At 73.1% G+C, this 20,760-nt stretch carries 22 protein-coding genes, 3 tRNA genes and 3 pseudogenes; 20 read left to right on the top strand and 8 right to left on the bottom strand.

Annotated elements, in window-relative coordinates; genetic code table 11:
• Window positions 1–19 precede the first annotated feature (19 nt).
• Together QUE40_RS02740 and QUE40_RS02745 are read left to right on the top strand one after the other, a co-directional pair.
• Window positions 20–409, top strand: a complete 390-nt coding sequence (locus tag QUE40_RS02740) for a hypothetical protein (RefSeq protein ID WP_289232259.1) — start codon at window positions 20–22, stop codon at window positions 407–409.
• 230 nt (window positions 410–639) lie between these two features.
• Window positions 640–1,467 (top strand): DUF4097 family beta strand repeat-containing protein, encoded by an 828-nt coding sequence (locus tag QUE40_RS02745; protein WP_289232260.1) that lies wholly within the window; start codon window positions 640–642, stop codon window positions 1,465–1,467.
• A gap of 231 nt (window positions 1,468–1,698) precedes the next feature.
• Here the strand turns inward: QUE40_RS02745 and QUE40_RS02750 are convergent, their stop codons facing one another.
• The 3 genes and pseudogenes from QUE40_RS02750 to QUE40_RS02760 form a co-directional block, all read right to left on the bottom strand.
• On the bottom strand, window positions 1,699–2,031 hold the full coding sequence (locus tag QUE40_RS02750) for an acyl-CoA dehydrogenase (RefSeq protein ID WP_289232261.1): 333 nt from the start codon (window positions 2,029–2,031) through the stop codon (window positions 1,699–1,701).
• 323 nt (window positions 2,032–2,354) lie between these two features.
• A pseudogene (locus tag QUE40_RS02755) lies at window positions 2,355–3,629 on the bottom strand (acyl-CoA dehydrogenase family protein); the annotation flags it as partial.
• Window positions 3,626–4,336: a TetR/AcrR family transcriptional regulator gene (locus QUE40_RS02760; protein WP_142004315.1), complete on the bottom strand. Its 711-nt coding sequence runs from the start codon at window positions 4,334–4,336 to the stop codon at window positions 3,626–3,628. The gene QUE40_RS02760 and the pseudogene QUE40_RS02755, both read right to left, overlap by 4 nt.
• A gap of 109 nt (window positions 4,337–4,445) precedes the next feature.
• Here QUE40_RS02760 and QUE40_RS02765 point away from each other — a divergent pair, with 109 nt between their 5' ends.
• The 3 genes from QUE40_RS02765 to QUE40_RS18820 all read left to right on the top strand — a co-directional run bounded on the left by QUE40_RS02765 (window position 4,446) and on the right by QUE40_RS18820 (window position 7,154).
• Window positions 4,446–5,723 (top strand): acetyl-CoA C-acetyltransferase, encoded by a 1,278-nt coding sequence (locus QUE40_RS02765; RefSeq protein WP_142004316.1) that lies wholly within the window; start codon window positions 4,446–4,448, stop codon window positions 5,721–5,723.
• Window positions 5,724–5,790: 67 nt separating this feature from the next.
• Window positions 5,791–6,504, top strand: a complete 714-nt coding sequence (locus QUE40_RS18815) for an SDR family oxidoreductase (protein WP_350227056.1) — start codon at window positions 5,791–5,793, stop codon at window positions 6,502–6,504.
• Window positions 6,501–7,154 carry an SDR family oxidoreductase gene (locus QUE40_RS18820; protein ID WP_350227057.1) on the top strand — a complete coding sequence of 218 codons (654 nt, stop codon included), beginning with the start codon at window positions 6,501–6,503 and terminating at the stop codon, window positions 7,152–7,154. Before QUE40_RS18815 ends, QUE40_RS18820 begins: the two co-directional genes overlap by 4 nt.
• Here the strand turns inward: QUE40_RS18820 and QUE40_RS02775 are convergent.
• Window positions 7,112–7,564 (bottom strand): hypothetical protein, encoded by a 453-nt coding sequence (locus QUE40_RS02775; protein WP_289232262.1) that lies wholly within the window; start codon window positions 7,562–7,564, stop codon window positions 7,112–7,114. The two genes, QUE40_RS18820 and QUE40_RS02775, sit on opposite strands and share 43 nt — an antisense overlap.
• Before the next feature lie 185 nt (window positions 7,565–7,749).
• Here QUE40_RS02775 and QUE40_RS02780 point away from each other — a divergent pair, with 185 nt between their 5' ends.
• The 9 genes and pseudogenes from QUE40_RS02780 to QUE40_RS02820 all read left to right on the top strand — a co-directional run bounded on the left by QUE40_RS02780 (window position 7,750) and on the right by QUE40_RS02820 (window position 12,238).
• Window positions 7,750–8,028, top strand: coding sequence for a MaoC/PaaZ C-terminal domain-containing protein (locus tag QUE40_RS02780; protein ID WP_289232996.1), 279 nt, complete (start codon window positions 7,750–7,752; stop codon window positions 8,026–8,028).
• 96 nt (window positions 8,029–8,124) lie between these two features.
• Window positions 8,125–8,197: transfer RNA gene (locus QUE40_RS02785), tRNA-Thr, on the top strand.
• A gap of 47 nt (window positions 8,198–8,244) precedes the next feature.
• A tRNA-Met gene (locus QUE40_RS02790) sits at window positions 8,245–8,318 on the top strand.
• Between the two features lie 90 nt (window positions 8,319–8,408).
• Entirely contained in the window at window positions 8,409–8,579 is a 171-nt protein-coding gene (gene rpmG / locus QUE40_RS02795) for a 50S ribosomal protein L33 (protein WP_142004319.1), read from the top strand.
• Window positions 8,580–8,724: 145 nt separating this feature from the next.
• A pseudogene (locus QUE40_RS18825) lies at window positions 8,725–9,099 on the top strand (FAS1-like dehydratase domain-containing protein); the annotation flags it as partial.
• Between the two features lie 67 nt (window positions 9,100–9,166).
• Entirely contained in the window at window positions 9,167–9,586 is a 420-nt protein-coding gene (locus QUE40_RS02805; RefSeq protein ID WP_142004321.1) for a MaoC/PaaZ C-terminal domain-containing protein, read from the top strand.
• Entirely contained in the window at window positions 9,586–10,653 is a 1,068-nt protein-coding gene (locus QUE40_RS02810; protein ID WP_289232264.1) for a UDP-N-acetylmuramate dehydrogenase, read from the top strand. Before QUE40_RS02805 ends, QUE40_RS02810 begins: the two co-directional genes overlap by 1 nt.
• A 117-nt stretch (window positions 10,654–10,770) precedes the next feature.
• Entirely contained in the window at window positions 10,771–11,763 is a 993-nt protein-coding gene (locus QUE40_RS02815) for a hypothetical protein (RefSeq protein WP_289232265.1), read from the top strand.
• Window positions 11,764–11,959: 196 nt separating this feature from the next.
• The gene (locus QUE40_RS02820; RefSeq protein WP_289232266.1) at window positions 11,960–12,238 is read left to right on the top strand and encodes a hypothetical protein; all 279 of its coding nucleotides are present in this window, start codon (window positions 11,960–11,962) and stop codon (window positions 12,236–12,238) included.
• Between the two features lie 22 nt (window positions 12,239–12,260).
• Here the strand turns inward: QUE40_RS02820 and QUE40_RS02825 are convergent, their stop codons facing one another.
• The 4 genes and pseudogenes from QUE40_RS02825 to QUE40_RS02840 all read right to left on the bottom strand — a co-directional run bounded on the left by QUE40_RS02825 (window position 12,261) and on the right by QUE40_RS02840 (window position 16,620).
• Window positions 12,261–13,415 (bottom strand): NRAMP family divalent metal transporter, encoded by a 1,155-nt coding sequence (locus tag QUE40_RS02825; protein ID WP_392426342.1) that lies wholly within the window; start codon window positions 13,413–13,415, stop codon window positions 12,261–12,263.
• Between the two features lie 80 nt (window positions 13,416–13,495).
• A complete protein-coding gene (locus QUE40_RS02830) occupies window positions 13,496–14,827 on the bottom strand; it encodes a PA0049 C-terminal domain-containing protein (RefSeq protein ID WP_289232267.1) in 1,332 nt (443 codons plus the stop codon).
• Window positions 14,828–15,073: 246 nt separating this feature from the next.
• A pseudogene (locus QUE40_RS02835) lies at window positions 15,074–16,030 on the bottom strand (adenosine deaminase).
• A 77-nt stretch (window positions 16,031–16,107) separates the two neighbouring features.
• Window positions 16,108–16,620, bottom strand: coding sequence for a DUF5709 domain-containing protein (locus tag QUE40_RS02840; RefSeq protein WP_289232268.1), 513 nt, complete (start codon window positions 16,618–16,620; stop codon window positions 16,108–16,110).
• A 190-nt stretch (window positions 16,621–16,810) separates the two neighbouring features.
• Here QUE40_RS02840 and QUE40_RS02845 point away from each other — a divergent pair.
• The 6 genes from QUE40_RS02845 to QUE40_RS02870 all read left to right on the top strand — a co-directional run bounded on the left by QUE40_RS02845 (window position 16,811) and on the right by QUE40_RS02870 (window position 20,634).
• Window positions 16,811–16,883: transfer RNA gene (locus QUE40_RS02845), tRNA-Trp, on the top strand.
• A gap of 48 nt (window positions 16,884–16,931) precedes the next feature.
• The gene (secE, locus tag QUE40_RS02850; protein WP_142004327.1) at window positions 16,932–17,195 is read left to right on the top strand and encodes a preprotein translocase subunit SecE; all 264 of its coding nucleotides are present in this window, start codon (window positions 16,932–16,934) and stop codon (window positions 17,193–17,195) included.
• Between the two features lie 87 nt (window positions 17,196–17,282).
• On the top strand, window positions 17,283–18,215 hold the full coding sequence (gene nusG / locus QUE40_RS02855; RefSeq protein WP_289232269.1) for a transcription termination/antitermination protein NusG: 933 nt from the start codon (window positions 17,283–17,285) through the stop codon (window positions 18,213–18,215).
• An 89-nt stretch (window positions 18,216–18,304) separates the two neighbouring features.
• The gene (rplK, locus tag QUE40_RS02860) at window positions 18,305–18,733 is read left to right on the top strand and encodes a 50S ribosomal protein L11 (RefSeq protein WP_142004329.1); all 429 of its coding nucleotides are present in this window, start codon (window positions 18,305–18,307) and stop codon (window positions 18,731–18,733) included.
• A gap of 97 nt (window positions 18,734–18,830) precedes the next feature.
• Window positions 18,831–19,553 carry a 50S ribosomal protein L1 gene (rplA, locus tag QUE40_RS02865; protein ID WP_142004330.1) on the top strand — a complete coding sequence of 241 codons (723 nt, stop codon included), beginning with the start codon at window positions 18,831–18,833 and terminating at the stop codon, window positions 19,551–19,553.
• 136 nt (window positions 19,554–19,689) lie between these two features.
• The gene (locus QUE40_RS02870; protein ID WP_289232270.1) at window positions 19,690–20,634 is read left to right on the top strand and encodes an SCO4651 family lipoprotein; all 945 of its coding nucleotides are present in this window, start codon (window positions 19,690–19,692) and stop codon (window positions 20,632–20,634) included.
• The last annotated feature ends 126 nt before the right edge of the window (window positions 20,635–20,760 follow it).

Raw genomic sequence — 20,760 nt, forward strand, 5'->3', positions numbered from 1 at the left:
TGACGTCATAGTGGTGCGCATGGACCTCACGCCGTACGTCGACCTCCTTCGCCGCGACCTGTCCTCCGCGGCCGAGGTCGGGGGCGACCAGGGCCGGGAGGCGGCCCGCACCCTGCTCGTCGCGCTCGAGCCCGCGGCCCGACTCGCGCTCATGGAGGCGGTCGCCCAGGCGGCCGCCGAGATCAGCTCCGAGCTGCCGGCCGGGTCGGTCGAGGTGCGCCTCGCCGGCCGCGACCTCGACTTCGTCGTCGACGCCCCGCCGACCGTGCCCGAGCCGCCCGCCGCGCCCGCGCCGCCCGGCCCGCCGGGGAGGCCGACGACGGCACCCTGGCGCGCGTCACGCTGCGCCTGCCCGAGCAGGTCAAGAAGCGCGCCGAAGACCTCGCCGGAGACGCCGGCCAGTCGCTGAACACGTGGCTGGTCAACGCCGTTCGCGCGGCGACCGCCTCCGGCGGCACCGACTCGTTCGACCCGTTCCGCGACTCCGGTCGCAGTCGGCGGGGTCACTCCCGCATGAACGGCTGGCTGTAGCGCCCGCCTGACCCACCACCCACCCAGGAGCGTCGCCGCGGGCGACGCCCCGCGATGGCGTACGCCCGAGAACGCCACACCCATCCACCGCACGGAAGGCACAGACCCATGGACGAGTACGACTTCGAGACCCCCGAGCCGGTCGAGCTGCACGCCGAGCTCGGCAGCGGCTCCCTGCAGATCACGGCCGGCCAGGTCGGCGTCACCAAGGTCGCCGTCGACGGCGACGAGAGCGGTGACGTCACGGTGACGCAGGAGGGACGTCAGATCAGCATCAGGAGCCGCTCGGGGCGCCGCCTGTTCGGCGTCGGCCTCAGCGCCGACCTGGACGTCCGGGTGCTGGTGCCCACCGGCAGCGACCTGGTCGTCCGGTGCGGCTCGGCCGGCACCAGCGCCGACGGCACCTACGGCACGGGCAGCCTGCGCGCCGGCTCCGGCGGGATCCGCGTCGAGGCGTTCGCCGGCGACGCCACCGTCACGACCGGCTCCGGGGACATCGAGCTCGGGGCCGTCGGCGGCTCCCTGCGCAGCAAGACCGGCTCCGGCAGCCTCGCCGTCGGGCGCTGCGACGGCGAGGCCGTCGTCACCAGCGGCTCGGGCAGCCTCCGCTTCGACACCTTCGGCCGCCTGCTCGCGGCCAAGACCGGCTCCGGCGACCTCGAGGTCGGTCGCGCGGGGGAGCGGCTGGAGTTCAGCGCCGGCAGCGGCGACCTGCGCGTGCGCGAGCTGCGCGCCGGGCAGGTGCAGGCCAAGACCGGTTCGGGCGACATCGACCTCGCGATCCCCGCGGGCACCCCTGTGTGGACCGACCTGCGCACCGTCAGCGGCCGCGTCGACAACCAGCTGCCCAGCGTGGGTCAGCCCGCCGAGGGCGACCCGTTCGTCCACCTGCGCGTCGTCACCGCCAGCGGCGACGTCCGCCTGCAACCGTCCTGATCCGCTGCGGCGGCGGGGCCCGGATCCGCTGCACCTGCGGCCGATATCGGGGGTTGTGACGTGCGGCGGCCCGGATCCGCTGCACCTGCGGCCGATATCGGGGGTTGTGACGTGCGGCGGCCCGGATCTGCTGCACCTGCGGCCGATATCGGGGGTTGTGACGTGCGGCGGCCCGGATCTGCTGCACCTGCGGCCGATATCGGGGGTTGTGACGTGCGGCGCCCCTCCCGGTCAGACCTGCGCGATCGGGGCGGTGATCAGCCCGTCGGGGATGCCCAGCGCGTCGACCAGCGTCGACACGTGCGGCCGCAGCTGCTGGCACAGCGTGTTGACCTGCGCGGTCACCGCGCGCGACCGGGTGGTGTTCAGCCGGCCGTGCTCGAGGAACCAGGCGCGGTCCTCCTCGATCGAGGCGAGGGCGTACAGGCTGCAGACCTGGTCCATCAGCTCCTTGGCCGGGCCCTCGTCCATCTCGTCGACCGCCTCGGCGAACGCCTCCATGACCACTCGGTCGACGTGCGTGCGCGCGGCGAACAGCACGTGGTCCTGGGCGTTGTTGAACATCTCGAACGCGGTCTCCGGCGTCGCCTTGCGCAGCCGCCGGCCGACCCCTCGAGCGAGTGGTCGGCACGCTGCTCGAACATCGACAGCTGCCAGCCGCGGTCGTCCAGCGCGCTGTCGTCGTCGCGGCCCTTGGCCACGTCGAGCAGCCGCTGCAGCCGGGCGCGACCGGTGGTGCGCTCGACCAGCCCCTCGGCGACCTGCTTGCTGACCATGCTCACCATCGCGACCTGGTCCAGGTCGCCCCACATCTCCTTGTACTCGGTGAGCAGCCCCTTGGCGACCAGCTGCAGCAGCACCGTGTTGTCACCCTCGAACGTGGTGAACACGTCGACGTCGGCGCGCAGCTGGCCCAGCTCGTTCTCGGCCATGTAGCCCGCGCCGCCGCACGCCTCGCGGCAGGCCTGGATGGTGTCCAGGGCGTGCCAGGTCTGCACCGCCTTCAGGCCCGCGACGCGGGTCTCCAGCTCGCGCTGGGCCTCCTCGTCCTCCTGGCTGCGGGTGCCGGCCGTCCCCGCGCCGTGCAGCTCCTCGAGCCGCTCGGTCACCAGGTTCTGGGCCAGGCTCAGGGCGTACGACTTCGCGAGTCGGGGGAGCAGCTTGCGCTGGTGGGCCAGATAGTCCAGGACCACCGTCTCCTGCTCGGTGCCCGGCGCCTCGAACTGGCGGCGCTGGTCGCCGTAGCGCAGCGCGATCGCCAGCGCCTTCTTGGCCGCCGACCCGGCGCCGCCGCCGACGCACACCCGCCCGCGCACGAGCGTGCCGAGCATGGTGAAGAAGCGGCGGTTCTCGCTGTCGATCGGGGAGACGTACTGCCCCTCGTCGTCGATGTCGCCGAACGCGTTGAGCAGGTTGGCCTTGGGCACCCGCACCTGGTCGAAGGCGAACGTGCCGTTGTCGACGCCCGGCAGCCCGGCCTTGACGCCGTTGTCGCCGATCGTGACGCCCGGCAGTGCGTTGCCGGCCTCGTCGCGCACCGGCACGAGCACGGCGTGCACGCCGTGCGAGCCCTCGTCGGTGATCAGCTGGGCGAACACGACGGCCATCCGCCCGTCGCGGGCGGCGTTGCCGATGTAGGTCTTCACGGCCGACTCGGTCGGGGTGTGCACGACGAGGTCGCCGGTCTCGTGGTCGTACGTCGCGGTCGTCTCGAGGCGCGCCACGTTCGAGCCGTGGCCGACCTCGGTCATCGCGAACGCGCCGAGCAGCTTCCCGGTCATGATCTGCTCCAGGTGCTCGGCGTGGTGCCGCTCGGTGCCGAGCCGCGCGACGGCGCCGCCGAACAGGCCGAACTGCACGCCGAGCTTGACCAGCAGCGACAGGTCGCCGTAGCCCTGCATCTCGAACAGCACGCAGGAGGCGCCGTAGTCGCGCTCCCCGCCGTAGGCGTGCGGGAAGCCGACCCGGCCGTAGCCCTCGGCCGCGAGCTCGGTGAGCTGGCGGGTCACCCGCTCGCGCTGCTCCTCGAGGGAACCTCCGGGCTCCCCGAGCAGCTGGTCGGGGACGGCCCGCTCGCGGAACTCCTCGCGCAGGTCGCGCCAGGCTCCGTCGAGCACGGAGCGCAGCTGCGTGGCGGTCTCGGTGGGGCGGTGCTGGGTCATGTCGTGTCTCCTCGAGAGGCGGGGGGACCGTTCAGGATTCCGGCCACGCCGAAGGCGGCGAGGTCGGCGAGCTGGGCCACCACGACCTCGCGTGGCGCCCGGTCGGGCGAGACCAGCCAGCGGTCGGCCGACTCGCGGACGAAGCCGACCAGGCCGTGCGCCCAGGTCTCGGCCGCGTCGGCGTCGAGCCCGCGCGCGTTGAGCGCGGTGGTGAACACCTCCGCCAGCGCCGTCGCGACCGTGTCGGACAGGCCCGCCATCGGGTCCTCCTGCAGCGGGCCGTCGACGATGGGGCGGCGGGTGACGAAGCGATAGACCTCGGGGTCGCGCTCGACCAGGCGCAGGTAGCTGTCGATCACGGCGGTCAGCGCCGGCCGCGGGTCCCCGCCGGGCCGCAGCGCTGCCGCCTGCTCGCCGACCGAGTCGGCCAGCGCGCGCTGGATCTCGCTCAGGATCAGCTCGTCGACCGACTCGCACACCGCGAGGTAGAGGCCGACGCGATCGCCGAGGTGTCGGTAGACCACCGTCTTGCTGGTGCCGGCGACGGCCGAGATCTCGTCCATCCCCACGGTCGGGCCGTGCGTGCGGATCGCGCGCAGCGCGGCCTCGACCAGCTGGCGGCGCCGCTCCTTGCGGTGCTCGGCCCAGCGCACGTCACGGCCGTCGGGTCGGGGCGCTTCCTGGGGCGCCGGCTCAGCAGGGGTCATGGCAGAGAGGGTACCCGCTACGAGCCGTACCTGCTACTGTCGGTATCGGTAAATCTCGGTCGCCGCTCGGCGACCGACCGGGCACCCCGAGATCCAGGAGACATCGGCCATGACCCCACGCGACGCCGTCATCGTCGGCGGCAACCGCATCCCGTTCGCGCGCTCGGGCGGGCGCTACCTCAAGGCCTCCAACCAGGACATGCTCACCACCGCGATCGACGGTCTCGTCGCGCGGTTCGGCCTGCAGGGCGAGCGGCTGGGCGAGGTCGCCGCGGGCGCGGTGATCAAGCACGCCCGCGACTTCAACCTCACCCGCGAGGCCGTCCTGGGCTCGCACCTGTCGCCCGAGACCCCGGCGTACGACGTCCAGCAGGCGTGCGGGACCGGCCTGGAGACCGCGGTGCTGGTCGCCAACAAGATCGCCCTCGGGCAGATCGATGCCGGCATCGCCGGCGGGTCCGACACCACCAGCGACGCCCCGCTCGCGCTCAACGACGACCTGCGCCGCACCCTCATGCAGGCCAACTACGCCAAGACCCCGCAGCAGCGGCTCAAGGCGCTCACCAAGATCCGCCCCGCCCAGCTCGCGCCGGAGCAGCCGCGCAACGCCGAGCCGCGCACCGGGCTGTCGATGGGTGAGCACATGGCGATCACCGCCAAGGAGTGGGGCGTGCCGCGCGAGGCCCAGGACGAGCTCACGGTGCGCAGCCACCAGAACCTGGCGGCGGCGTACGACCGGGGCTTCTTCGACGACCTCGTCACGCCCTACCTCGGCCTGACCCGCGACCAGAACCTGCGACCGGACAGCACGGTCGAGGCGCTCGCCAAGCTCAAGCCGGTCTTCGGCAAGGGCGAGGGCGCGACGATGACCGCCGCGAACTCCACCCCGCTCACCGACGGGGCCGCCACCGTGCTGCTCAGCTCGCGCGAGTGGGCCGCCGAGCGCGGCCTGACCCCGCTCGCGCGGTTCGTCGACGCCGAGACCGCCGCGGTCGACTACGTCACCGGCAACGAGGGGCTGCTGATGGCCCCGGCGTACGCCGTGCCGCGCCTGCTCGCGCGCAACGGCCTGACCCTGCAGGACTTCGACTACTACGAGATCCACGAGGCCTTCGCCTCGACGGTGCTCGCGACGCTCTCCGCGTGGGAGAGCGAGGAGTTCTGCAAGGGCAAGCTCGGCCTGGACGCGCCGCTCGGCTCGATCGACCGGGACAAGCTCAACGTCAACGGCTCCAGTCTCGCGGCGGGCCACCCGTTCGCCGCCACCGGCGCGCGCATCGTGGCCTCGCTGGCCAAGCAGCTGCACGAGAAGGGGTCGGGCCGCGGCCTGATCTCCATCTGCGCGGCGGGCGGCCAGGGGGTCGTGGCGATCCTCGAGGCCGCATGAGCGGCATGAGTGGCATGAGCGGCACCAGCGACAAGCGACGGAACGTGACGAACGTGGAGGACCAGAAGTGACCGACACCTACTCCCAGCTGGTCAACAACGGCATGGGCAAGACCGTCGCCACCCGGCTCGGGCTGCCCCGGCCGGCGACGCTGCGGCGCTACGAGAAGGGCCAGCCGCTGCTCGAGGCGCCCGCGGCGGTCGGCACCGTCGCCGACGGCACGAGCGGCCAGGCCGCGCGCGGCATCGTCGTCGCCTCGGGTGCCGAGGCGGTCGACGCGACGCCCGAGACGACGTACGCCGGCAAGCTCGGCGCGGTCGTGCTCGACGCGACCGCCGCCGCGACGATCGACGACCTGGAGCAGCTGCGCGCGATCCTCGCGCCGGCCGTGAAGGCGCTCGGCAAGAACGGCCGCGTCGTGATCCTCGGCACCACGCCCGCCGAGATCGACGACGTCGAGCGGGCCGCCGTGCAGCAGGGGCTCGAGGGCATCATGCGCAGCATCGGCAAGGAGCTGCGCGCCGGCGGCACGGCCAACCTGCTGTGGCTCGACGGCGACGCCCAGGGCGACGCGGCGCTGCTCGCGGCTCCGCTGCGCTTCCTGCTCTCCAGCCGCTCGGCGTACGTCAGCGGCCAGCCGCTGCGCGTGCGCTCCGCCCAGGTGAGCGAGGCCGACGACTGGACCAGGCCGTACGTCGGTCAGACCGTCGTCGTGACCGGCGCCGCCCGGGGATCGGCGCGGCCATCGCCAAGGTCTACGCCCGGGCCGGGGCCCACGTGATCGCGGTCGACATCCCGGCGGCCGGCGAGGCGCTCGCCAAGGTCGCCAACGAGATCGGCGGCACCGCGCTGCAGCTCGACATCACCGCGGCCGACGCCGGCCGGCGGATCGCCGACGCGGTCGCCCAGCGCGCCGAGGCGCTCGACGTGATCGTGCACAACGCCGGCATCACCCGCGACAAGCTGTTCGTCAACACCGACGCCGACCGCTGGGGGAGCGTGCTCGACGTCAACCTGCGCGCCGAGATGCGCATCGACGACGTGCTGCTCGACCCGTCGGTCAAGGGCGGGCTGCGCGACGGCGGGCGCATCGTGAGCGTCGCCTCCACCAGCGGCATCGGTGGCAACCGCGGCCAGGCCAACTACGCCGCGTCCAAGGCCGGGGTGATGGGCATGGTGCGCCGGCTCGGGGAGCAGCTGCGCGACCGGCAGATCACCGTCAACGCGGTGGCGCCCGGCTTCATCGAGACCGAGATGACCTCCAAGATCCCGTTCGCCACGCGCGAGGTGGGGCGCCGCATCAACTCGCTGATGCAGGGCGGTCAGCCGGTCGACGTGGGCGAGACCATCGCGTTCCTGTCCGAGCCGGGCAGCGCGGGGGTCACCGGTCAGGTGCTGCGGGTCTGCGGCCAGAGCCAGCTCGGGGCCTGACCATGACCCGCACCATCGAGCTCACCCGTGAGCCGCGGCTGGCCGGTCTGTTCGCCAAGGCGGTCGCTACGTCCGCCGGCCGCGGCGGGGCGCTGCCCGACCTGGAGGTCGTGCGCCCCGACGTCAAGGTCGATCCTGCCGCGCTCGCGGCCTACGACCGGGTCTGCGGCTTCCCGCTGCGCGACGAGCTGCCCTCGACCTACCTGCACGTGCTGACCTTCCCGCTGCAGGTCGCGCTGTTCGCCGACCGCTCCTACCCCTACCCGCTCACCGGGTCGGTGCACCTGAGCAACCGGATCGTGCAGCACCGCCCGGTGGGGGTGCGCGAGCCGCTGCGGCTCAGCGTGCGCGCCACCGACGCCACCCCGCACCGGCGCGGCGCCACGGTCGACATCAAGGGCCAGGTGCACGCCGGCGAGGAGCTGGTGTGGGAGGGCAGCAGCACCTACCTCTACCGCGGGCAGAAGGCCGAGGGGAGGTGCCGCCCAAGGCCGACGAGCCCGAGGCGGTCGACGGCACCGGCGCGCTGTGGCGCCTGCCCGGCGACCTCGGGCGTCGCTACGCGGCGGTCAGCGGTGACGTCAACCCGATCCACATGTCCCGGCTCGGCGCCAAGGCGCTGGGCTTCCCGACGACGATCGTGCACGGCATGTGGAGCGCCGCGCGGATGCTGGCGGCGGTCGAGAACCGGGTGCCGCCGGCGTACGTCTACGACATCGCCTTCGGCAAGCCGGTGCTGCTGCCCTCGACCGTGAAGTTCGTCGCGCACGACGGCCCCGACGGCGTCTGGCAGCTCGCGCTGCGCAACGCCAAGAAGGGCACCGTGCTGGCTCGCGCGTCGGTCGGCCCGGCCGGCGCCGGCTCGATTTCGTGATCGGCGAGGTGAGCGTGTAACCTCGTCGCTGCGCTACCGCGGCGCACCACCCCAAGACCCAGCCGGTCAGGGATGGCGCGCGTCCGGTGGAGGCAGGCCCCCATAGCTCAGTCGGCAGAGCGTCTCCATGGTAAGGAGAAGGTCAACGGTTCGATTCCGTTTGGGGGCTCGGGTTCAGAGCAGCCGGCCCACCCGGGCCGTGCGGCTCGACCGCAAGGCGGGGTAGCTCAGCTGGTTAGAGCGCACGACTCATAATCGTGAGGTCGCGGGATCGAGTCCCGCTCCCGCTACTGAAACACTCGTAGCACCGACAGCACGCACGCTGCGCCGCCGCGGCGCGGCTCGAAGCACAGACCGTTTTCCGAGAGCAGGTTGCCCCGATGGCCAAGAAGAGCCTTGACGTCCGCCCCAAGATCACGCTGGCGTGCACCGTCTGCAAGGAGCGCAACTACATCACCAAGAAGAACCGTCGGAACAACCCCGACCGGCTCGAGATGATGAAGTACTGCCCGCGCGACGGCAAGCACACCCTGCACCGCGAGACCCGCTGACGCCGCGCGTCACACGCGTTCCGACGCCGCCCCGGCCCACCCGGCCGGGGCGGCGTCGTCGTTCTCCCCGGGCGCGGGACGCGCGGGTGCGGGTGTTCCCGGGCCCACGCCGTACGCCGGCCGCCACGGCCGTACGCTCGTCACCATGCCGGTCAACGCAGCGGTCGAGGGACGTCAGTATCCCCCCACCGAGCCCTACCAAGTCTCCCGCGCCAAGATCGCCGAGTTCGCGGCAGCGGTGGGCGCCACCGACCCGCTGCACACCGACCCCGAGGCGGCCCGCGCCGCGGGCTACGCCGACGTCGTGGCGCCGCCGACGTTCCTGGTGAGCGTCGCGCAGCAGGGTGAGGCCGCCGCGATCGTCGACCCCGAGGCCGGCATCGACTTCACCCGCCTGGTGCACGGCGAGCAGGCGTTCGAGCACCACCGCCCCGCCATCGCCGGCGACGAGGTGACCGCGCAGACCACGGTGACCAAGGTGCGCACGGCCGGCGGCCACAGCATGGTCACGCTGACCACCGAGGTGCGCGCGGGCGAGGACCCGGTGTGCACCACCACGTCCGTCATGGTCGTCCGAGGGAGTCCTGATGCCCGCGCTCGCCGACGTCGAGGTCGGGCAGCAGCTGCCCGGCCGCACGATCCACCTGGAGCGCGCCGACCTGGTGCGCTACGCCGGGGCCAGTGGCGACTTCAACCCGATCCACTGGGACGAGCGCACGGCCACCGGCGTCGGCCTGCCCGACGTCATCGCGCACGGGATGCTCACCATGGGCCGGGCGATGGACGTCGTCGCGGCCTGGGCGGGCGACCCGGCCCGGGTGGAGTCCTGCTCGACCCGGTTCAGCGGGATGGTGCCGGTGCCGCACGACGGCGGAGCCGACCTCGAGGTCGGCGGCGTCGTCAAGGCCGTCGACCCCGAGCGGGGCACGGTCGAGGTCGAGCTGACGGCCACCAGCGGCGGCGCCAAGGTGCTCGGCCGCGCCCGCGCGACGGTGCGTCTCGACTGATGCGCGAGCTGCACGACGCGCCGCTGGCGCCGCTCACCACCATGCGGGTCGGCGGACCCGCCCGACGGCTCGCGGTCGCCGACACGACCGACGAGCTGGTCGACACCGTCCGCGAGGTCGACGACGCCGAGGAGGCGCTGCTGGTGCTGTCCGGCGGCTCCAACGTCGTCATCAGCGACGACGGCTTCCCCGGCACCGTCTGCCGCATCGCCACCTCCGGCATCGAGGTCGAGCGCTCCGACGCCGACGCGGTGCTGGTGCGGGTGGCCGCGGGCGAGGTGTGGGACGACGTGGTCGCCCGCGCCGTGGCCGAGGACTGGTCGGGCATCGAGTGCCTGTCGGGCATCCCCGGGCTCACCGGCGCCACACCGGTGCAGAACGTCGGCGCCTACGGCCAGGACGTCGCCCAGACCATCACCGAGGTGCGCGTCTACGACCGCGCCGAGCAGCAGGTGCGCGCCATGAGCGCCGAGGAGTGCCGGTTCACCTACCGGCACTCGCTGTTCAAGGCCTCGGGCCGTTACGTCGTGCTCGACGTGGTCTTCCGGCTGGAGCGGTCCGGGCTGTCCCAGCCGATCTCGTACGCCGACCTCGCCGTCGGCCTCGGCGCCGAGAAGGGCGACCGGGTGCCGCTCGCCGAGGCGCGCGAGGGGGTGCTGGCCCAGCGGCGGCGGCGCGGCATGGTGCTGGAGGAGGCCGACCACGACACCTGGTCGTGCGGGTCGTTCTTCACCAACCCCCAGCTCGACCACGTGCAGCTGACCGAGCTGCTGCGCCGCTCGGCCGGGCTGCTCGGGCCCGACGTCGTGCCGCCGCAGTTCCCCGGCGCGAACGGCTCGACCAAGACCAGCGCCGCGTGGCTGATCGACAAGGCGGGCTTCGGCAAGGGCTACCGGATGCCCGGCCCCGCGGCCCTGTCGACCAAGCACACGCTCGCGATCACCAACCGCGGTTCGGCCACCGCGCGCGACGTCGCCGACCTCGCGCGCGAGGTGCGCGACGGCGTGCGCGAACGATTCGGCGTCACGCTGGTCAACGAGCCCGTCTTCGTCGGTCACTCGCTGTAGCGTTCCGCCCACGACGCAGGGGAGGGGTGGGCAGGTGACGCGACACGGTCGGCCGGACCGGCTCGGCAGGGGCGGCGCAGCGACGGCACTCGTGCTGGCGCTGCTGCTGGCGAGCGGGTGCACGACGAGCGGCGGGCAGGGGGCCGCCTCCAGCGCGAGCTCCACGCCCGGCGCGAGCAACAGCGCCGCGACCCGCGGCTCCTCGCCGAGCGCCGTGTCGACGAGCGCTCCGTCGATGAGCTCGACGAGCGCGTCCTCCCCGGGCAGCTCCACCACGAGCTCGGCCCCCGCCCGACCACCGACCCGCAGCAGGCCGCGGCGGCCAAGCCCTACCTCGACAAGGCCGACGCCGCCGGCGAGGTCGAGCAGGTGATGCCCGGATATCGCGTCGTGCAGAGCGAGCGCTGCGTGGTCGTGGGCGACCTGCTCGAGGGGCAGCTGCGGCGCCACCTGCGCGAGTGCGACACCGCGGTCCAGCGCATCCGGCGCGGCTGGCCGAAGCCGCTGCCGCAGGAGAAGGTCCTGGTGCTGGCGCCGGAGAGCGACCAGGCGTTCACCACCCTGCTGCGCGTGACCGCGGAGGATTCCGAGGGGCAGATCTCGGGGTGGACCGGCCAGTTCGTCGTCGCCCGGCACCTGGGCGGATTCACCACCGAGGACCAGGTCTATGAGCTGACCCAGGTGATCTTCCTGTTCCTGGCCATGCCCAACCCGTGGTCCGGGGGCGTCGCGTGGGTCAGCGCCGGGGCCGCCCTGTGGCTCGCGGAGGAGTCGATGCCGGACGGCGCGCTCCCCGTCGACGAGATGCTCCTGGACGTCATGCCGCCGGCCGACCGGCTCGACGCCCTCCCTGCCGACGAGGACGTCGACACCGAGGTCTTCGGCTGGCCGTACAGCTATGCGGCGGCGGTCTTCGTGGTCGAGAGCTTCGGCAAGGACGCCCTCGTGCGGCTGCTCGAGCGGCAGAACGTCACCGGCATCACCGACGACGAGGCCGTGCGCCCCGTGCTGGGCATCTCCTACGCCGAGCTCGACCGCCGCTTCTCCGCCTGGATCAAGCGCCAGCTGGCCGGGCTCGAGCCGGCGCCCGGCGACGAGGGGACGGCCTGACCTGCCCCGAGGGGTCTGGTGGCCGCGGCGCGCGCGACCTACCGTGGTGTGACCCAGGTCACCACGAGGAGGTGGGGCCGGTGCTGTCGCCCCTGGTCTGGTACGCCGCGCTGTGCGTCGGCCCGGCCGCGGCCTTCGCGCTGCTCGAGCGGGGGCGCGCGCCTGGACCGGGGCCGACCCGATCCGCCGGCCGGGCGTGAGCGCACCACCCGCCCCCGTCGTACGCCCTCCGCGCCCGATCGAGCTGCTCGCCGACGACCTCGGCCGGCTGCGCGACGAGCTGGCCCGGCTGCGCCGGTCCGGCGGCTACGCCCGGCGCCACCACATGCTCGCGACAGCCCTGGCCTACGACGACGCGCTGCGCGACTGCTGCCGCGCCCTGGACGTGCCGGTCGAGATGACCAGCGCGCCGCTCGACCCGGTCGAGCGGCTGCGCCTGGAGGCCGAGCTGGAGGCCGCCGGCCTCACCTGGTGACGCGGCGGCCCGGGCCATCGGCTCACGTCACCAGCGTGCCGAGCTGGGAGATCGAGGACCACGCCAGCCACAGGGTGACCAGCCAGGCCAGCACGCCGACGAGCAGCAGCGCGCGTGGGTAGGCGTAGCCGTCGAGCAGGTCGGCGCGGCGCCAGGCCACCCACAGCAGGATGCCGACCCCGACGGGCAGGATCAGCCCGTTGATCGCGCCGGCCAGGATGAGCATCGTCGTCGGGGTCTGACCCAGCGCGAGGAACAGCACCGCCGCGAGCGCGATGAACCCGGCGACCATGAGGTTGCGGCGCTGCTCGAGGCGCCGGCCGAACGAGACGATGAACGACACGCAGGTGTAGGACACCCCGATCACCGAGGTCAGCCCGGCCGCCCACAGCACGAGCCCGAAGAAGCGCCGCCCGATCTCACCGGCCGCCGCCTCGAACGCGGTGCCGGCCGGGTTGTCCGCGGCGAGCGTCGTGCCGCCGGCCACCACGCCGAGGATCGCGAGGAACAGCACGACCCGCATCGCCGCGGTCACCAGGATCCCGGTGATCGATCCGCGGGTGATGGCCGGCACCTGGTCGCGCCCGGAGATGCCGGCGTCGACGAGCCGGTGGGCGCCGGCGTAGGTGATGTAGCCGCCGACCGTGCCGCCCACGAGGGTCGTGATCACGACCAGGTCGATCTGCGACGGCGCGACCGTCTCGCGCAGCGCCTGCCCGACGGGCGGGTCGCTGACCACGGCGGCATAGGCCGTCAGCCCGAGCATGAGCAGGCCCAGCACGACCACGACCTTGTCCATCGCGGCGCCGGCCCGCCGGACCAGGAAGATGCTCACGGCCAGCACGGCGGACAGGGCCGCGCCGAGACGTACGTCGATGCCGAGCAGGGTGTTCAGGCCGAGGCCCGCACCGCCCACGTTGCCGATGTTGAACGCCACGCCGCCGAGCACGACGCAGGCCGCGAGCAGCACCCCGAGGCCGGGGCGCACCCGCTGCCCGAGCTCCTGGGCGCGCAGGCCGGAGACGCCGATGATCCGCCAGACGTTCAGCTGGATCGCGATGTCGATGAGGATCGAGACCACGATCGCGAACGCGAACGCCGCGCCGAGCCGCCCGGTGAACGTGGCGGTCTGGGTGATGAAGCCGGGCCCGATGGCGCTGGTGGCCATCAGGAACATCGCGCCCAGCAGCCCGGTGGGTGCCGCGCGACGCAGCCGCCCGCCCGTGCTGGAGGCGTCGCCGGCGGGTGCCGCGCCGGTCACCGCTCGCCCGAGGTCGCGGCGACCGCCCGCACCAGCAGGGCGCGGGTCTGACCGATGATCTGGGCGCGGTTGCGCTCGAAGCCCGGCGCGCTCAGCACGTCCCGGTCCTGCGGCAGCCCGTCGAGCACGGGGGTGTGGATGTGCCCGCCCGGCAGCGACGGACGTACGGCGTCGCGCAGCAGGGTGGCGCGGTAGGCGATCTCGTTGGACAGGTAGTTGCCGCCGCCCCCGGCGCGCGCCTTCGAGCCCGGCGTGGGCCCGTCAGCTCGCACCGTGCCCGGGCTCGGCGCGGCCCGGCACGCGGTCGTCACCGGCCCGTCCGGCGTGCTCGCGTCGACCTCGGTGACCTGCGTGTTGTGCGCCACCGGGAACGGCCCGGTGGAGCCGGCCGCCATCTGCGCCATCGGCAGGGTGGCGCTGGTCCACTGCGGCTGCGGCGTCACGGTCGGGATGCCCGCGCGGATCGGCACCCGGCCGCGGTAGCACACGCCCTCGTTGTCGCCGAAGCCCGCGCGCCAGGCGCCGTTGGTCTGTTCCAGGTCGAACCGGCCGGGCCGGCCCTGCGAGGTCGTGGCGAACAGGTCGATCCGGTCCCGCCCGACGTACGTCGGCAGCAGCGTGCGCTCGACCATCCCCTGCTCGAAGTCTCGCCAGCGCACCGGGAACAGCGCGGTCTCGATCCGGGCCGGCCCCGCCGGGGTCTGCACGACGGTCCCGTCGAGCGCCAGGGCGGTCGCGCCGGACGGGTTCCCCTGGCGGATGTCGCGGTCCAGCGTGAACGGGTCGAACCCGGTGAGCACGACCCGCTTGGTCCCGGGCCGGCCCTGCAGCCGGATGTCCTCCTGGCCGCGGCTGACCCGGTCGAGGCGCGCGATCAGGTCGGTGCGCTGGGTCTCGGTGAGCTCGAACCGCGGCTCCCACTGGCGCAGCGCGGCCACCATCGCGAGCCGGGTCCAGTAGAGCGGGCGGTCGTCGCTGCGGTCGAGGGTGCCCATCGGCACCTGCCCCTGCGCGCGCTGCACGGCGGTGCGCCACAGTCGCTGCGCGGTGGTCTGCACGACGCGCTCCGCAGCCTTCGCGCTGCCCGCACGGCACAGCCGGTCGGTGAAGTCGCTGCGCAGGTCCTCGAAGCCGCCCTCCACCACGAAGCGGCGCGCCTGCGGCTGCTCCAGGAAGGCCTCTTCGTACGGCAGCGCGACCGTCGTGTCGATGCAGCCGGCGCTCGTGGGGCGGGCTGCGGTGGCGGCGGGTGCCGGCGGTGCACCGAGGGCGAGGGCGCTGGCCAGGGCGGTGGCCGCGACGAGCGCGCGGCGTGCGGGCAGGGGCATGAGGGGGCTCCGATCGGCGAGGGGCGGCGCGGGGCCGGCCGAGCGGACCTGGTCCGCCGGGTCGCCCGCGCCGGGCACGAACGGAGGGGAGTCTAGGAACGCGCGCTGTCCGCGCGGGGTTGCGGCGCCGCGGATCCCGCAGATCGCGCGTGGACGTACGAAATGCGGCGGGCCACCCCGGAATCCCGGCGAGGCGCTGCTCAGATCGTGCGTGGACGTACGAAATGCAGCGGGCCGGGCCGAGGGCTACCGCGCCCAGGCGTCGATGTCCTCGAGCGCGCCGCGCTTGACGTCCTCGGGCGCGCGCGAGGCGCGCACCGACGAACGGGCCAGGTCGGCGAGCCCCGCGTCGTCGAAGCCCAGCTCGTCGCGGGCGGCGTCGTACTGGTCGACCAGGCGCGAGCCGAACAGCAACGGGTCGTCGGCGCCGAGGGCGACGGTGGCGCCGGCGTCGACCAGGCGCCGCAGCGGGACGTCCTCGAGGCCGGGGTAGACCCCGAGCGCGACGTTGCTCGCGGGGCACACCTCCAGCGCGACCCCCGCGTCGACCACCCGGTCCAGCACCACGTCGGACTCGGCGCTGCGCACGCCGTGCCCGAGCCGGTCGGGGCCGAGGAGTCCAGCGTCTGGCTGACCGCGGCCGGTCCGAGCAGCTCGCCGGAGTGCGGCACGCTGGCCAGCCCGGCGTCGCGCGCGATCTCGAACGCCTTCGCGAACTCCGGTGTGCTGCCTCGCCGTTCGTCGTTGCTCAGCCCGAACCCGACCACCTCACCGGGCCGGTCGCCGGCGTGCCGGGCCGCCAGCCGCGCGAGCGTGCGGGCGTCGAGCGGGTGCCGGATGCGCGAGGCGGCGACCACCACCCCGACCCCGGTGCCGGTGTCGTCGCTGGCCGAGCGGGCCTCGTCGAGGATGATCTCCAGCGCGGGCGTGATGCCGCCGACCGGCTGGGCGTACGACGTCGGGTCGACCTGCAGCTCGAGCCAGCGCGACCCCTCGGCCGCGTCGTCCTCGGCGGCCTCGCGCACCAGCCGGCGCAGGTCGTCCTCGCCCCGCACGCAGGCCCGCGCGGCGTCGTACAACCGCTGGAAGCGGAACCAGCCGCGCTCGTCGGCCGCCGACAGCTGGGGCGGCCAGTCCGCGAGCAGCGCCTCGGGCAGCCGCAGCCCCCGCGCGCGCGAGCTCGCGCAGCGTCTCGATGCGCATCGATCCCGTGAAGTGCAGGTGCAGGTGCGCCTTGGGCAGGTCGCGGGTCGAGCGCCGGGGCTGCGCGGGCTGGCCGGTCACGCCTCGTCGGAGTCCTCGTCGACCACGTGGACCGCGGCCTCCTCGGCGGAGTCGGCCGCGCCGTCGACCCCGACGTCCTCACCGACCAGCTCGGACTCGGCGTCCTCGTGGCTGCCCTCGTCCTCGGCGACCAGACGCCCGGCGCGCTCGTCGCCGACCTCCCCGTCGGACAGGAAGTCGTCCTCGGCGGGGATCGCGTCGGGGTCGTCGCCGCCGACGTTGGTCACGTCGGGGTTGGCCAGCGGGTCGTCGACGGCCAGGTTGGGGTCGGGCTCCTCCTCGGAGAGTCGCTCGTCGAGGCTCTCGCCCTCGAAGACCTCCTCGGCCGTGTCGAACGTGCCCTTGGCGGGCCGGTCGGCGGGGGAGTAGCCCTCGTCGAGGGGGTCGTCGACGCCGCGGTCGTCCAGCGTCTCGTCGGGCTGCAGCTGGCCGAGGTCGTTCAGGCCGTACGCCGTCAGCTCCTCGTCGGATGCCTTGTCGTACTCGCTGTTCGCGGCGTCGTCGCTCATGGTGCCGAACCTACCCGCGCTCGGCCCGCTGCCGCCGGGGTGGGCCGCCTCGCGGTTGCCGGGGTCGGCCCGCTCGGTTCGCGTCGTCCCCACCCGGTCGCGTATGCTCGTTCCTCGGGTGGTTGACGACAACCATGATGAGTGCTGTCCGCAGGCCACCCCCGCGCCGCCGGTCCCGCCCCGGCAGCGAAGGGCACTAGCTCAATTGGCAGAGCACCGGTCTCCAAAACCGGGGGTTGGGGGTTCAAGTCCCTCGTGCCCTGCACCGACCTGCTGTCCCGAGCAGCACCGACGAGGAAGAAGTGATCTGCGTGAGCACATCCAGCACCGCGGAAGACCGTGGCGCAGGGCGCAGCGCGCAGCAGAAGCCCAAGGGCAACATCTTCGTCCGGATGGCGCTGTTCGTCCGGCAGGTCATCGACGAGATGCGCAAGGTCGTCTGGCCGACGCGCCAGGAGCTCGCCCAGTACACCGTGGTCGTGCTGATCTTCGTGATCTTCGTGATGCTCTACATCGTCGGGCTCGACGAGCTGTTCAAGCGGTTCGTGAGCTGGGTCTTCGGCGCAGCCGGCTGACCCTGACCCGGCCGACCGCGCCGGTGGGGCCGGTGCGGGCAGCGCACGACCCACAGCACATCCACGCAGCGACAAGGAAGCAGGTCCATGACCGACCAGAGCCCCCAGGAGCAGGAGGCCGGCGTCGTCTCCGACGACACCGAGGCCCTGAGCGAGCCCATCGGGGAGCAGGCCGAGGTCGTCCTCGACGAGCCGCAGTCGCAGCAGGACGCCGACGCCGACACCGAGGCCGAGCTCGACGAGGCCGCCACCGCGGTCGCCGAGGGTGAGGGCGACCTGGCCCCGGTCGAGGACGACGAGACCGAGACCGAGGTCGTCACCGACGACGCGGACGGCGACGACGCCGAGGAGACCGGCGAGGCCGGCACCGACGACGAGGCCGACGAGCCCGCCGAGGACCCGCGCGAGGCGTTCATGGCCGAGCTGCGCTCGCAGTTCGGCGAGTGGTACGTCATCCACTCCTACGCCGGTTACGAGAAGCGGGTGAAGACCAACCTCGAGAACCGCATCGTCTCCTTGACCATGGAGGACTACATCTTCCAGATCGAGGTCCCGATGGAGGACTTCTCCGAGATCAAGAACGGGCAGAAGAAGACCGGCACCCGCGTGCGGATGCCCGGTTACGTGCTCGTGCGCATGGACCTCACCGACGAGAGCTGGGGCGCGGTGCGCCACACCCCCGGCGTCACCGGCTTCGTGGGCAACGCCCACCAGCCCTCGCCGCTGTCGCTCGACGAGGTCATGACGATGCTCAACCCGACCTTCGAGGAGCCCGAGACCAAGCAGGCCGCGGCGGCCGAGACCGGCGGCGCGGCCCCGCGCACCGGCACCTCCGCCCCGACCACCGAGGTCGACTTCGAGGTCGGCGAGTCCGTCACGGTCATGGAGGGCCCGTTCGAGACGCTGCCCGCCACGATCTCCGAGATCAACACCGACACCCAGAAGCTGAAGGTGCTGGTGTCCATCTTCGGCCGGGAGACCCCGGTCGAGCTGTCGTTCAACCAGGTCGCCAAGATCTGACCGCGCGACACCCCCGTCCGCGACGCGGGCGGGACTGCAACCGGGTCATCGCCCACGGCGTCGGCCCACGAACCGCAAGGAAGTAGAGCATGCCCCCCAAGAAGAAGGTCGCCGGCTTCATCAAGCTGCAGATCCAGGCCGGCCAGGCCACCCCGGCTCCGCCGGTCGGCCCGGCGCTGGGTCAGCACGGCGTCAACATCATGGAGTTCGTCAAGGCGTACAACGCCGCGACGGAGGGCCAGCGCGGCAACGTCGTGCCGGTCGAGATCACGGTCTACGAGGACCGCTCCTTCACCTTCATCACCAAGACGCCCCCGGCCGCCGAGCTGATCAAGAAGGCCGCCGGCGTGAACAAGGGCTCGGGCGAGCCGCACAAGGAGAAGGTCGGCAAGCTGACCAAGGACCAGGTGCGCGAGATCGCCGAGATGAAGATGGCCGACCTGAACGCCAACGACATCGACCAGGCCAGCAAGATCATCGCCGGCACCGCCCGGTCGATGGGCATCACCACCGACTGACGTCGGTGACCACCGTGGTTGGGCCGGCGCTGGCCCGTACAACCACACCTCCCACGAAGAACCAGGGCCGCGCGAGACGCGGCCGAAGGAGAGCACCATGAAGCGCAGCAAGAACTACCGCGCCGCCGAGGAGAAGATCCAGGCGGACAAGCTGTACGCCCCGCTCGAGGCCGTGCGGCTGGCCAAGGAGACGGCGAGCACCAAGTACGACTCCACCGTCGAGGTGGCGTTCCGGCTCGGCGTCGACCCGCGCAAGTCCGACCAGATGGTGCGCGGCACCGTCAACCTGCCCAACGGCACCGGCAAGACGGCCCGCGTGCTGGTCTTCGCCAACGGTGACAAGGCGGCGGCGGCCGAGGCGGCCGGCGCCGACTTCGTCGGCTCCGACGAGCTGCTCGACAAGGTCGCCGGCGGCTGGACCGAGTTCGACGCGGTCGTGGCCACCCCCGACATGATGGGCAAGGTCGGCCGGCTCGGAAAGGTGCTGGGCCCGCGCGGTCTGATGCCGAACCCGAAGACCGGCACCGTCACGATGGACGTGGCCAAGGCCGTGTCCGACATCAAGGGCGGCAAGATCGAGTTCCGCATCGACAAGCACGCCAACCTGCACTTCATCATCGGCAAGGCGAGCTTCGACGAGAAGGCGCTGGTCGAGAACTACGCCGCGGCGCTCGAGGAGATCCTGCGGCTGAAGCCGGCCGCGTCCAAGGGCCGCTACATCACCAAGGCCACGATGAGCACCACGATGGGCCCGGGCATCCCGCTGGACTCCAGCCGGACCAAGAGCCTGCTCAGCGAGGAGGCCGGCGAGTCGGCCTGACCGACCCGTCCGAGCTCGTACGCCAGGCGCCCGTCCCCACCCGGGGGCGGGCGCCCCGCGTTCTCTCAGGTTCGCGGCGCATACTGGCACCCACTCACGGCCGACCACCGTCGGATCCCGAGACCGAGGAGCCTCCATGAGCGCCACCACGAAGCGACTGACCGTCGGCGCCGGCGTCACCCTCGCCGCAGCGCTCGCCGTCAGCGGCTGCCAGTCCAGCCAGCAGGCCACCGACACCTCCGCGGCACAGCCCGCAGCCGCGCCGAGGGCCGGTGCGCAGGTCGACGGCAAGGACCTCGCCGGCAAGCTGCAGTCCGCCTCGCTGGCGGCGAAGTCGGTGCGGGTCTCGCTCACCGGGTTCGGGGAGTCCGCCGCCATCGGCAGCGCCGACCTGGCGTTCGTCTCGCCGCAGCGCACCGACCTGCAGGTCAGCGCCACCGACGCCCCCGGCAAGCAGCTGCGCATGGTCGACGGCACCGTCTACCTGTCCGCGCCCCAGGGCGTGGCGAACGGCGGCAAGCCGTGGGTCTCGGCGTCGCAAGACTCCCAGAACCCCTATGCCAAGGCCGGTGTGCAGCTGCTGCAGCAGGCGCTCCAGCAGGCCCCGACCGCCCAGGCCGGCATCGTCGCGCGCAGCAAGGTCACCACCGTCGGCAGCGAGAAGGTCAACGGCGTCGACGCCACCCGATACCGCCTCGCCACCCCGCTCGGCTCGGTCGTCGACCAGCTGGCCAAGGGGCTGCCCGCCTCGGTCCGCGAGGACCCGGAGGCCGGGCGGATGCTCGGCATGGTGCGGCAGATGACCCAGGGCGTCACGGTCACCCAGGACCTGTGGGTCGACGGCGGCAACCGTCCGCTGCGCCTGGAGCTGACCGTGCCCGACCTGCTGCGCAGCATGGGCCAGGGCGCGAGCGGCCAGGGCTCGGACAAGGCCGCGGCCGCTTCGGGCGAGAAGGTGACGCTGACGTACAGCCGCTGGGGTGCGCCGGTGCAGATCACCGCGCCGCCGGCCGGTCAGACCCAGCCGGTCGAGGACGCCTGGGGCGACCAGCTGCCCCGCAAGGGCGGCAGCCCCGCCTGACCCGACGGCGCTCGTCCACAGGTTCCGGCCCGTTCGGACGCACCGCCCGGCGGTCACGCCCTACAGTCCTGCTCACCTCCTGATGTCGACACCGGGTCGACGGGGGCTCTGAGGGGATCGAGGGTC

Source organism: Barrientosiimonas endolithica, from assembly GCF_030296655.1.
Taxonomy (GTDB): domain Bacteria; phylum Actinomycetota; class Actinomycetes; order Actinomycetales; family Dermatophilaceae; genus Barrientosiimonas; species Barrientosiimonas humi.